This window comes from Halomonas sp. YLB-10 (assembly GCF_003856855.1).
Taxonomy (GTDB): domain Bacteria; phylum Pseudomonadota; class Gammaproteobacteria; order Pseudomonadales; family Halomonadaceae; genus Halomonas; species Halomonas litopenaei.
The window spans coordinates 118652-130414 of the sequence record NZ_RRCU01000008.1 but is presented as its reverse complement, the minus strand read 5'-3'; the positions used below and the strand labels follow the sequence as shown (position 1 = coordinate 130414).

General features: G+C 64.9%; 11 protein-coding genes. 7 read left to right on the top strand and 4 right to left on the bottom strand.

Annotation, left to right across the window (positions count from 1 at the left end; translation table 11 throughout):
• Nucleotides 1-23 precede the first annotated feature (23 nt).
• Both EBB56_RS17645 and EBB56_RS17640 read right to left on the bottom strand, forming a co-directional pair.
• On the bottom strand, nucleotides 24-2948 hold the full coding sequence (locus EBB56_RS17645) for an insulinase family protein (protein WP_124804953.1): 2925 nt from the start codon (nucleotides 2946-2948) through the stop codon (nucleotides 24-26).
• Entirely contained in the window at nucleotides 2948-3631 is a 684-nt protein-coding gene (locus tag EBB56_RS17640; protein WP_124804952.1) for an SOS response-associated peptidase, read from the bottom strand. The genes EBB56_RS17645 and EBB56_RS17640 overlap by 1 nt, the downstream gene beginning before the upstream one ends.
• 180 nt (nucleotides 3632-3811) lie before the next feature.
• Between EBB56_RS17640 and EBB56_RS17635 the strand changes: the two genes are divergently transcribed.
• Together EBB56_RS17635 and EBB56_RS17630 are read left to right on the top strand one after the other, a co-directional pair.
• Complete coding sequence (locus tag EBB56_RS17635) at nucleotides 3812-4462, top strand: TetR/AcrR family transcriptional regulator (RefSeq protein ID WP_108131203.1); 651 nt, start codon at nucleotides 3812-3814, stop codon at nucleotides 4460-4462.
• A gap of 74 nt (nucleotides 4463-4536) precedes the next feature.
• A complete protein-coding gene (locus EBB56_RS17630) occupies nucleotides 4537-5166 on the top strand; it encodes a 1-acyl-sn-glycerol-3-phosphate acyltransferase (protein WP_409360219.1) in 630 nt (209 codons plus the stop codon).
• Nucleotides 5167-5380: 214 nt separating this feature from the next.
• On the opposite strand, the gene EBB56_RS17625 is transcribed toward EBB56_RS17630, so the two are convergent.
• Both EBB56_RS17625 and EBB56_RS17620 read right to left on the bottom strand, forming a co-directional pair.
• On the bottom strand, nucleotides 5381-6676 hold the full coding sequence (locus EBB56_RS17625) for an HlyC/CorC family transporter (protein ID WP_124804951.1): 1296 nt from the start codon (nucleotides 6674-6676) through the stop codon (nucleotides 5381-5383).
• A gap of 75 nt (nucleotides 6677-6751) precedes the next feature.
• Complete coding sequence (locus EBB56_RS17620; protein ID WP_045991335.1) at nucleotides 6752-7552, bottom strand: inner membrane protein YpjD; 801 nt, start codon at nucleotides 7550-7552, stop codon at nucleotides 6752-6754.
• A gap of 267 nt (nucleotides 7553-7819) precedes the next feature.
• Between EBB56_RS17620 and ffh the strand changes: the two genes are divergently transcribed.
• From ffh to rplS, 5 genes are all read left to right on the top strand, one after another.
• Complete coding sequence (gene ffh, locus EBB56_RS17615) at nucleotides 7820-9229, top strand: signal recognition particle protein (RefSeq protein ID WP_045991334.1); 1410 nt, start codon at nucleotides 7820-7822, stop codon at nucleotides 9227-9229.
• A 276-nt stretch (nucleotides 9230-9505) separates the two neighbouring features.
• Nucleotides 9506-9754 carry a 30S ribosomal protein S16 gene (gene rpsP, locus EBB56_RS17610; protein ID WP_045991333.1) on the top strand — a complete coding sequence of 83 codons (249 nt, stop codon included), beginning with the start codon at nucleotides 9506-9508 and terminating at the stop codon, nucleotides 9752-9754.
• Between the two features lie 50 nt (nucleotides 9755-9804).
• Nucleotides 9805-10374, top strand: a complete 570-nt coding sequence (rimM, locus tag EBB56_RS17605; protein ID WP_045991332.1) for a ribosome maturation factor RimM — start codon at nucleotides 9805-9807, stop codon at nucleotides 10372-10374.
• A 42-nt stretch (nucleotides 10375-10416) separates the two neighbouring features.
• Nucleotides 10417-11223 carry a tRNA (guanosine(37)-N1)-methyltransferase TrmD gene (gene trmD / locus EBB56_RS17600; RefSeq protein ID WP_108131204.1) on the top strand — a complete coding sequence of 269 codons (807 nt, stop codon included), beginning with the start codon at nucleotides 10417-10419 and terminating at the stop codon, nucleotides 11221-11223.
• A 110-nt stretch (nucleotides 11224-11333) separates the two neighbouring features.
• Complete coding sequence (gene rplS, locus EBB56_RS17595; RefSeq protein ID WP_045991330.1) at nucleotides 11334-11690, top strand: 50S ribosomal protein L19; 357 nt, start codon at nucleotides 11334-11336, stop codon at nucleotides 11688-11690.
• The last annotated feature ends 73 nt before the right edge of the window (nucleotides 11691-11763 follow it).

Genomic DNA, 11763 nt, shown 5'->3' with positions numbered 1-11763 from the left:
CAGGGCCTTTTGGCAGAGCCCTGTCAGGGTTTGGCCGCCTGGGCGCTGGTGTCCGCCGGCGTCGGTGACAGCGCTTCTTCCTCGTCACCGGGCAGGGCTTCCAGGTCGCCTTTCAACGCCATGACGTCGCTGGGTGCGGCGCCCGGATCGAAGGTCACGTCCACCACTGCGGCGCCACCCAGACGCTGCCAGCTGTCCTTCAGGCTGGCGGCGTCGACCTCGAGCACCGCGGCGGCCAGCCGCTCACGCCTATCGAAGTCGGTGTCGCCGTAGGACAGCGCCTGCCACAGGCGGGTGGTGCGCTCCTCGAGGCCTGAATCACGCTGGGTAATCTCGTCGTGGACCGCCTGGCGATAGGTGGCCAGGGTGTCGTCATCCAGGCTGTCCAGACGCTCGGGCACACGGTCGAGGAAGTCGCTGACCCTGGCCTTGAGCTCGTCGCTCTGGGTGGAGGGAGACTGCACCAGCAGGCTGATGCCCGGAGCGTGCAGCAGCGGTGAGTAGCCTGCGCTGACGATGTACCCGAGCTGCTGTTCGGTACGCAACTGCTGGTAGAAGGGAGTCTCGAGCAGCTTGCCGAGCACCGCGATGCGGGCCTGGGTGGCGATACCCTGGTCCGGCCCCTGCAGGTAGCGAATCAGCAGCGACTCGTCTCGGCTGGAGTCCGGCGTCAGGCTCGGCAGATCCACTGCCTTGAGTACCTGCAGGTCGGTGATGGCGTCCGCGCCAAGGCTGGGCTCAAGCGCCGCGATGGCCTGCTCGGCCTCGTCGCGTGCCAGCGACTCTTCCAGGTTGCCGACCACCAGCGCCTGCAGGTGCAGCTCGTCGAGGAAGCGCTCGCGGAAGTCGCGCAGGTCCTGGGGCTCGAGGTCGGACAGCGCCTCCAGCAGTACCTGGGGGGACCACTGGGGCCGAATCAGCGCCTCGGACAGGGTGCGTTGACCCTGGTGATAGAGCGGATTGCGTGGTGCATTGCCCCATTGCTTTTCCAGGCCGTAGCGTACTCGGGCAACGCTTGCGTCGAGGATCTCACCCTGCTTGAGCTGGTCGATCACCTCCCGTATCACCCTGTCCTGGCGGTCACGCCAGCCGGTGAAGGACAGCGTCATGCCACGCGAGTGGGCATAGGCTTCATACTTCTGTCCCGCCAGACGTGCGGCGTAGAGCTTCTCGTTGAGGCTGTCGTTGAGCCAGCCGGCCAGCAGTTGTGTCAGCACGGCCTGGCGCGGGGACTGGCTGGCGCCAGGGTGCTGCAGGCTGAAGCGCCAGGAGGCCTTGGGCGTATCGTACTCGGCATCGGCCTTGTACCAGGCGTCGGCCTCGGGGGTGTCGATCAGCAGTGAGGGGCGCTCGTCGTGGGCCTCAAGCAGCGCCAGGTCCTCGGCGATAAAGGGATTGGGCTCGGGCAGCGCCAGCCCCGCCAGGGGGTCGGCTGCGGTGTCGGCCAATGGCGTCTCCTGCCAGGCGGTGTCGTAGTAGCGGCTACGTTGGTCGCCTTCGACCTCGGGGCCGGTGTATAGGCGGATCATGTTGTCGGGGCGCAGCGCATCGAGCCAGCGACGCACTTCCTCTGCGTCGAGCCCGTCCATGCGGTAGCCGGCGCGGTTGACGTCCTCGAGCGGGTAGTGGGTCAGGCTCATGGACAGGCGCATGGCCTCGTCCAGGGCGTTACCGTGCTGCTGGAACTGGAACGCCTGCTCGGACAGGCTGGCCTGCTCGTCGTAGCGTTCCTCGCTGATGCCCTGTTGGCGAATCTGCTCGATGGTGGCAAACAGACTGGCCTGGATGCGATCGAGATGCTCGCGACCCTCAGGGGTCAGGCTGACATCCACGGCCAGCAGTGCATGGCGGCCGTCACCTCGGGTGACGCCGGCGGACAGGCCGTCGGCCCAGCCGGCCTCGCGCAGGCGGCTCAACAGGCTGCCGGGCCCCTCATGACCGATCAGGTTGGCGATGTAGCTGGCCGGCTTGTGGCGATAGCTGAGCACGGGGTCGGGAACCGGGAACAGAAAGCTGACGCGGCGAGCGTCGCGCAGCGACTGGGCCTCGGCGGCCAGCGGCAGGCGTGAGCGATCCACCAGTGGGGTGTCGATGACGGGTGCCTCGAGGCCGCGATCGGGCACCTCGGCGAAACGTTCGACCACCAGTGTCTGCAGTTGATCCAACGGCATCGGCGCCACCACCGCCAGATGCATGACGTTGGCGCCGTAGTGGTTCTCGTAGAAGTTCATGACCCGCTCGCGCAGGCTGGGCTCCCCTTCGGGCCGCTCGGCCAGGGTCTCCTTGCTGCCCACTGAGAAACCCACGGTGGGGTTGGCAGGATTGAGCAGGGCGTCGAGGACCTCGTTCTCGCGGCGTGCGTCATCGCGCAGGCGCGCCTGATATTCGGAGTGCACCACGTTGCGCTCGCTGCCCAGGCGGTCGGCGTTGAACAGCGGGTCGATGAAGAACCGACTGAAGCGATCCAGAGCGCCTTCGAAGGCCTCGGGTTCCACATCGAAGAAGTAGTTGGTGTCCAGCGAGGCGGTGAAGGCGTTGTGGCGCCCGCCGTGGCGGCTGATGTAGCCCTGGTAGGCGTCGGGCTCGGGGTAGGCCTCGGTGCCCAGAAACAGCATATGTTCGAGCAGGTGGGCGAGCCCCTGCAGGTCATCGGGATCCTGGGCGCTGCCCACCGACACATTGAGTGAAGCCGCCGCCTTGTCGGCCTCGGGATCGCTGACCAGCAGGACGTCGAGGCCGTTGTCCAGGGTCAGTACGCGATAGTCGCGATCATCGTGGGGGCTGACGATCGGCGTCGTGGCGGTGGCCACGTCGGCGTCGGCCTGAGCCGTGGGCGGTTGCTCGCTGGTAGCGGCCGGGGCCGCGGAAGCCTGAGCCAGCGGTAGCCACAGGCCGATCAGGGTGGCGACGAGGGCGCTGGCGCCGCGTCGTGTGAGGGTCGAAGCCATCACGTCTCCTTGGAAGTCTGGCGCCACACCTTGCCGATGGGGTGGGCACAGGATGGGTCTTGCTCTTGAGGATTGTTCACTCGTCTTGATACCGGAAAAGCGCCCAACAGTTCCCCGGGAGGGGGGCTCAACAGTGACTTGAGGTCCTCGGGATCACTCTGCGGGTCCAGCCAGGCCCTGGCTTGACCGGGGGCTATGACCGCCGGCAGACGGTCGGTCAGGGGGGCCAGAAAGCCAGGGCTAGGTACCGTGATCAAGGCGAAGGAGTCGTTATAGTCGGTAAGGGTGGTGTGAAACCTACACCATAGTCCGGCCAGCAGCATCGGCCCGCGGTCTGCTCTGGTGATCAGGAAGGGCTGCTTGTAGTTCGGACGCGGCTGCCAGGCGTAGGCGCCGGCTACCGGCACCAGGCAGCGCCGCGCGCGGAAGGCGTCACGGAACATCGGGCGCGAGTCGAGGCTTTCGGCGCGGGCGCAGTGGGGGGCGTGATCGAGTACCTGCAACCAGGGCGGTGTCAGGCCCCAGAAACCGATCCCCAGGGTAGGGCGTCCAGCTTCCAGGCGGATGATCGACAGTGGACGGCGCGGGGCCATGTTGACGCCGCTGATGGCCTGGGCCGGAGCATCGAGGTCGTCGAGGGCGGTCTCGATGGCGCGGGCGGGAATATAGAGGCGGCCGGTCATGGGGGCTCCTGCGATCTGGAGGGCCAGCGTACCCAAGCTCCCGGTGTCAGGAAAGCCTTGAGCCCGTTGTCACGGCGAAGGGGGCGTAATGAGCGGTCGAAAACAGTGTTCGATTAATGTATGCTGAACGATACCGCTGAACCTGAAGCCGCCGATGTCCGGCCGCGAGAGAGAAGAGCGATGGCGCGTCCAAGACAGCATGCCCCCGAGGAGCTTCACGCCCAGGTGATGGCCGCCTGCGATGCCTGGCTGGCTGAGCAGCCGGTGCATGCCCTGTCGCTGCGCTCGTTGGCCCGGGAGGTGGGCTGTGCGCCGAGCACCCTGCTGAAACTCTACGGCAGCTTCAACAACCTGCTTCAGCACGTCAACCTGGAAAGCCTTGGTCGGCTGCGCACGGTGATGGAGCCCCTGCTGGTGGACACCACCGAGCCCGAGGCCCGGCTGCGTGCCCTGGCCCAGGGGTACTGGAAGTTCGCCCGCGAAGACGCCCATCGCTGGCAGCTGATGTTCGACTATCCGCTGGCCCAGGAAGGCGAGCTCGATCAGCGCCAGACCGATATGATCGGCGCACTGTTTGCCCGGGTCGAGGGGACCCTGACCGAGTATCAACCGGATCTCGAATCGCTCGAGGCGCAGCGCCTGGCGCGAACCCTGTGGGGCAGCGTTCATGGCCTGGTGCAGCTGGGGCTCAATGATCGTCTTGGCTATTCCCAGGGCGGCGCCTTTGAGGTCGAGGAGCTGCTCGATCAACTGCTGTCGACCACCCTCGCCGGACTCAAGCAGATAGGCCGTGACCAGAGGGGCGATAGACAGGTGAACGACACGCCGTGATCGACGTACTCGTCTGGGGCCTTGTCGGCCTGCTTGCCTGCATCGCTGCCTGGCGCTTCTATCGCGCCCCGGCGGTGTATATCCGACGTTTCGTGTTTGCCTTTATCCATGTGTTGTACCGACTTCGCTTCCAGGGGCGTCGCTTCGTGCCCCCGCGCGGGCCGGCGCTGGTGGTGTGCAATCATGTCAGCTTCATGGATGCGCTGGTGATGGGCGGCGGCAGCCCCAGGCCGCTGCGCTTCTTGATGGATCGCCCGATCTACGAGTCGAAGCGCCTCAACTGGCTGTTCCGCATGGTCGGGGCGATACCCGTGGAGTCGGATCGTCGTGACCCGGGCAATGTGCGTCGCGCCCTGGAAGAAGTCAGCCGCGCCTTGAGAAACGGCGACGTGGTGATGCTGTTCCCGGAAGGGCGGCTGACGTCGGATGGTGAGGTCAAGACCTTCCGCCGGGGCCTCGATCTGATCCTGTCGAGGGACCCGGTGCCGGTGATTCCCGCCGCGCTGTCGGGCCTGTGGGGCTCGTGGACGTCCAATCGTCACGGCAAGGCCCTGGCCCATTTCCCCAGGCGCTGCCGCGCCCGGGTGGCGCTCTACTTCGACGAGCCGGTGCCGCCGGGGCAAGCCACCCGTCAGTCGCTGGAGGCCCGGGTGCGCGAGCTCAAGGCCGAAGCCGATCGCTGGGTCGAGACCGGTAAGCCCTGAGGCAACCGCCGCCGGGGTGTGGAGGCTCCGACAGAGGGAAGGTCGGGTTAGGGAAGGGATAACGCAGAAAGGGACGGCCTCGGCCGTCCCTTTCTCGTAAATACCTTGCTTGTCAGTGCTTTGCTGGCAAGTACTCTGCCTGCTGGTGCCTTGCTCGCCGGTTCCTTCCCTGCATGTCGCGTCGCGACTGACGTACCTCTGGTCCTTGCGGTGGTCAGTCGTCCGCGTCGGACTCTGCCAGGACGCGGCGAGTGCCGGGCCAGCAGCTGACCGAGGTGATCAGGTTGTCGCGCATTTCGAGGATTTCCATGCGGATGTTGCCGATCTGCAGGCAGGCCGGGCCGTCGGGGAAGGACTCGAGGTGTTCCAGTATCACCCCGTTCAGCGTCTTGGGGCCGTCGGTGGGCAAGTGCCAGCCCAGCGACTTGTTGATATCACGGATATTGGCGGTGCCGTCGATCACGTGGCTGCCATCGCTCTGGGGCAGCATGTCCTGTTCCTGGCCGGCCACGTCGGTGGTGAATTCACCGACGATCTCCTCGAGGATGTCCTCCAGGGTCACCAGGCCCTCCACGTCGCCGTACTCGTCCACCACGATGCCAATGCGGCGCTTCTGCTTCTGAAAGTTCAACAGCTGGGTGTGCAGCGGCGTCGATTCGGGGATGAAGTAGGGCTCCCGCGCTTCCTGCACGATGGCAGCCTTGGTCACCTCGCCTCTGGACAGGAAGCGGGCGGCATTGCGCAGGTGCAGCATGCCGATGATGCTGTTGATGTCGCCCTTGAACACCGGCAGCCGGGTGTGCTGGCTGGTGCGGATCTGGGTCAGGATATCCTCGAGACTGTCGTCGAGATCGATGCCGACCACCTCATGGCGCGGCACCATGATGTCGTTCACGGTGACATTCTCGAGATCCAGAATCGACAGCAGCATGGCCTGGTGGCGATGGGGAATCAGGGTGCCGGCCTCGTGGACCACGGTGCGCAACTCGTCGCGGGTGAGGTTGTCACCATTACCGTCGATATTCTTGACGCCAAGCAGCCTGAGCAGGCCGTTGGAGATCACGTTGACCACCCACACCAGCGGATACAGCAGCTTGAGCAGCGGCTCCAGGATCATCGAGGCCGGGTAGGCGATGCGCTCCGGCTTCACCGCAGCAAAGGTCTTGGGGGTGACCTCGGCAAAGATCAGCACCACGATGGTCAGGATCGCCGTGGAGATGGCGGGTCCGCTGACATCGCCAAAGAAGTGGATGGCGATGATGGTGGCGATGGAGGCCGCCAGGTTGTTGACGAAGTTGTTGCCGATCAGGATGACGCCGATCAGCCGGTCGGGACGCGCGAGCAGGCGCATCACGCGCTTGGCGTTGCGCTGTCCGCTGTTGGCCTGGTGGCTCAACCGATAGCGGTTGATCGACATCATGCCGGTCTCGGAACTGGAGAAGAAGCCCGATAGGGCAATCAGCAGAAAGAGCAGGCCGAACAGCAGGCCCACCGGAAAGTCGTCGTTCAAGACGTGAAATCCTTGGTCGCGGGTAGGGGTCGAGTTGTAGGGGGTCGGGCCGGGAGTGTCAAGGAGACCTCCTGTCTAGCTGTGCGCTAACAGCACCTCAAGGACAAACTTGCTACCAAAGTAGGCCAGAAGCAGTGCGATATAGCCTCCCAGGGTCCAGCGCACCGCCCGCATGCCTCGCCATCCAAGGCGGTAGTGACACAGCAGCAGTACCGCGAACACCAGCCAGGCCAGCAGCGACAGCACCGTCTTGTGGACCAGGTGCTGGGCGAACATGTTGTCGAGGAACACGAACCCGCTAGCGATGGCCAGCGTAAGCAGGGCCATGCCCACCCAGATCATCTCGAACAGCACCCGCTCCATGGTGGTCAGCGGCGGCAGTGCCTGTACCACGCCGCGTATCCGGTGATGCTTGAGGGCCTTGTTCTGGACACCTACCAGTATCGCCTGCAGCGAGGCGATGGCCAGCACCGCGAAGGCCAGGGCGGAGCTGACGGCGTGGAAGGCGATGCCGGGGGTCATGCCGTTGGCGCTGGTGGGGGTCGGTAGTTCGGTACCGAGCAGCAGCACCACGCCGGCAAAGGGGAACAGCACGGCGGCGATATTGAGTACCGGCTTGAACAGGCTGGCGCCCAGCAGCACCACCACCGCCAGGGCGGTGACCAGCACCGCGCTGGTGGACAGTCCTGGCAGCATCGAGCCCTCGAGGGCAAGCAGGCCGCCGGCGACGACCAGGTGGAGAGCCGCCGCCAGGGTGCCGAAGCCACGCACCAGTAGGTCGCGCGGAGGTACCCGGCGAATCAGGGTCAGCCCTTGCCAGGAGGCAGCCGCCAGATAGAAGACAAAGGCCAGTAGAGCCAGAGGTAACGCCTGCATGCTGTGCTGTCCGTGCGCCTTGCCGGCGCCTTTGAAGATAGGGATCCTGGGTCCGGGGAATGCCTTCCCCTCGACACCGACTATACCGGATAGCGCCTCGGCTGACAGCCAGCGGGCGGCCTTCTTCGGCTGTCTTGCCGGCAACTGCATGGAGAGTCCGCGTCACAAGGCGTATAATTTGCGCCATCGTCAAGGCCGCGCACCGGCGGCCGTCTCAAGGGGCGTCTCGACAAGGGCGCCTTGAGGCCATCGCATTTGGAGAGGCCCATGTTTCAGAACCTGAGCGAGCGTCTGTCCCAGACGCTGAAGTCGATCAAGGGTCAGGCACGCCTGACCGACGACAACATCAAGGACACCCTGCGCGAGGTGCGCAAGGCGCTGCTCGAGGCGGACGTTGCCCTGCCGGTGGTCAAGGCGTTCATCGAGCGAGTGCGCGAACGTGCCGTGGGCCAGGAGGTCTCCCGCAGCCTGTCGCCGGGCCAGCAGTTCATCAAGATTGTCCAGCAGGAGCTGGAAGTCACCATGGGCGAGGCCAACGAAGGGCTATCGCTCAAGGGCACGCCCTCCGTGGTGCTGATGGCCGGTCTGCAGGGTGCGGGCAAGACCACCTCGGTGGCCAAGCTGGGCAAGTATCTGCGCGAGCGCGAAAAGAAGAAGGTGCTGGTGGTTTCCACCGACGTCTACCGCCCCGCCGCCATCGACCAGCTCGAGACCCTGGCCAAGGAGGTCGAGGTCGACTTCTTCCCGTCGCGCTCGGATCAGGCCCCGGTGGACATCGCCACGGCGGCGCTGAAACACGCCAAGATCCAGTTCCATGACGTAGTGTTGGTCGATACCGCGGGTCGCCTGGCCATCGACGAAGCGATGATGCAGGAGATCCAGGGGCTGCATCAGGCCATCGAGCCCTCCGAAACGCTGTTTGTGGTCGACTCCATGACCGGCCAGGATGCGGCCAACACCGCCCGCGCCTTCGCCGATGCCCTGCCGCTGACCGGGGTAGTGCTGACCAAGGCCGACGGTGATGCCCGTGGCGGTGCCGCCCTGTCGGTGCGTCACGTCACCGGTCGTCCGATCAAGTTCATGGGTGTCGGCGAGAAGGTCGATGCCCTCGAGCCCTTCCATCCGGATCGTGTGGCCTCGCGCATCCTCGGCATGGGCGACGTGCTGTCGCTGATCGAGGAAGCCGAGCGTACCGTCGACAAGGGCAAGGCCGAACAGCTCGCCAAGAAGGTCAAGAAAGGCCAGGGCTTCGATCTCGAGGACTTCCGCGAACAGCTCCAGCAGCTCAAGAAGATGGGCGGCATGAGCGGCCTGATGGGCAAGCTGCCGGGCATGGGGCAGATGGCCGAGATGGCCCAGGGGCCTGGGCCCGAAAAGGAGCTTGGCAAGCTCGAGGCGCTGATCAACTCGATGACGCCGAAGGAACGCCGTAATCCGGACATCATCAACGGCTCGCGCAAGCGCCGTATCGCCGCCGGTGCCGGCCTGCAGGTGCCGGACCTCAATCGTCTGCTCAAGCAGCACAAGCAGATGCAGAAGATGATGAAGAAGGCCGGTAAGAAAGGCGGCATGCAGAAAATGATGAGGGGCATGTCCGGCATGATGGGCGGAGGTGGCCCTGGCGGCCCCGGAGGCATGGGTGGCATGGGTGGCCCCGGCGGCATGCCCTGGCGCTGAGTCAGTTTTTTCGCTGATGCTGTTTTTAATGCCAAGCGCCCAAGCGTGATGAAGATGCAATACGCTGGGCCCGCCACTCTCGGCCCTGGCACCGCTGGTGCGCCGCTCGTCAAGGGATGAGCGGCAAAAAAGGTTCCCTTGGGGGGTGGTTTTCCGTAGAATACTGCCTCTTCACTCGAGGACCGCGCCTGGCGCGGCCCTCGTCGTGAGCGAAACACCGGTGGCTGGCCTGGCCGTCGCCGTTATCTGAAATCCCAACCGAAGGACAGTCAACGTATGGTTACCATTCGTCTGGCACGTGGTGGCGCCAAGAAGCGTCCCTTCTACCACCTCGCCGTGACCGATTCCCGCAACGCCCGCGACGGCCGCTTCATCGAGCGTCTGGGCTTCTTCAACCCGGTGGCCCGTGGCCAGGAAGAGCGTCTGCGCATCGACCTCGACCGCATCGCCCACTGGCAGTCCCACGGCGCGCAGCTGTCTGACCGCGTCGCCGAGCTGGTCAAGGAAGCTCGCAAGCAGGCCTGAGGCGCAAGCCTTGCCTGTGAATGTCCCGGTGTGAAAGAGGTTTGACCCAGATGGCATCGCCACAACGCCCTAGCGCGCAGCGCCAAGCGCAAGACGATCGCCACAGCGACGATTACGTCGTGCTGGGCAAGCTGACCAGTCCTTACGGCATCAAGGGCTGGCTGAAGGTGTATTCCTACACCTCACCCATGGAAGGCATTCTCGACTATGCCGAATGGGTGGTCCGTCACGACGGACAGATTTCGCGCCATCGCCTCAAGCAGGGGCGCAAGCAGGGACAGGGCCTGGTCGCCCAACTGGACGGTGTCGATGACCGTGACCGTGCCGAGAGTCTGGCCGGAGCGGACATCCTGCTGGCCAAGCAAGACCTGCCCGAACTCGACAGTGAAGAGTACTACTGGCACCAGCTGGAAGGCCTCAGGGTCGTCACGCTGGAAGGGGTGTCTCTGGGACGCCTGGCCTACCTGTTCGAGACCGGTGCCAACGACGTCATGGTCGTGAAGGGCGGCGACGCCCCGGACGATCGCGAACGTCTGCTTCCCTACCTGCCCGATGACGTGGTCAAGCGCGTCGATCTCGAGGCAGGAGAGATGCTGGTCGACTGGGACCCGGAGTTTTGAGCGCAGTGCGTTCGAAAACCGCGTCGACAGGAGATCGATAACGTGTGGATAGGGGTGGTGTCACTGTTTCCGGAAATGTTCGAGGCGATTACTCGTCACGGCGTGACCGGCAGGGCCGTCGACAAGGGCCAGGTGACGCTGGAGTTCTGGAACCCCCGGGACTACGCCACCGACCGCCATCGCACCGTGGATGATCGCCCCTATGGCGGTGGTCCCGGCATGCTGATGAAGGTCGACACCCTGAGAAGTGCCATCCACGACGCCCGCAGCCGAGCCCAGGCGGCCACCGGCGAGCGTCCCAAGGTGATCTACCTGTCGCCCCAGGGGCGCAGACTGGATCAACAGGGCGCGCGGGAACTGGCGTCCGGACCGCCCCTGGTGGTGGTGGCGGGGCGTTACGAAGGCATCGATGAACGCGTGGTCGAAGCGGACATCGATGAGGAGTGGTCGATCGGCGACTATGTCCTGAGCGGGGGAGAGCTGCCCGCCATGGTGCTGATCGATACGGCGGCAAGGCTGGTGCCCGGTGTACTGGGGCATCAGGATTCCGCGGTCGAGGACTCCTTCAACGACGGTCTGCTGGACTGTCCGCACTATACGCGCCCGGAGGAAATCGACGGTCGCAAGGTGCCGGACGTGCTGCTCAGCGGTCACCACGGACAGATCCGTCAGTGGCGGATGAAACAGTCCCTGGGGCGTACCTGGCAACGGCGGCCCGACCTGCTCGAGGGCAGGCAGCTGTCGAAGGAGCAGAAGCGGCTGTTGAACGAGTTCATCGACGAACACGCCGACAAGGCGGAGGTGCAGGACGAACGTCGGGATTCCGACGAGGCGGCCAGTCGCCGCTGACGGACCTGCGTCATCAACGACCCGCGCGCTCGAGCTTCGAGGGCCGGGATCACGATCCATCGGCACCCACGACCGATCGATGGATCACAACGATTTCAGGAGTGAGTCAAATGAGCAGCAAGAACAAGGTGATCCAGGCGCTCGAAGCCGAGCAGATGAGCAAGCAGGTGCCGGACTTTGCACCGGGCGACACCATCGTCGTTCAGGTCAAGGTCAAGGAAGGCAACCGCGAGCGTCTCCAGGCCTTCGAAGGCGTGGTCATCGGCAAGCGTAACCGCGGTCTGAACTCCGCTTTCACCGTGCGCAAGATCTCCCACGGCGTCGGCGTCGAGCGTACCTTCCAGACCTACAGCCCGCTGGTCGACTCCATCAGCGTCAAGCGTCGCGGTGACGTGCGCCAGGCCAAGCTGTACTACCTCCGTGAGCGTAGCGGCAAGTCTGCTCGTATCAAGGAAAAGCTGGCTTAAAACAGCCAGCGCTGTCAGCCAGTCCGAGGGAGGCCCTGCCTCCCTTGCCCGACACCCCGTCACCACCTTCGTG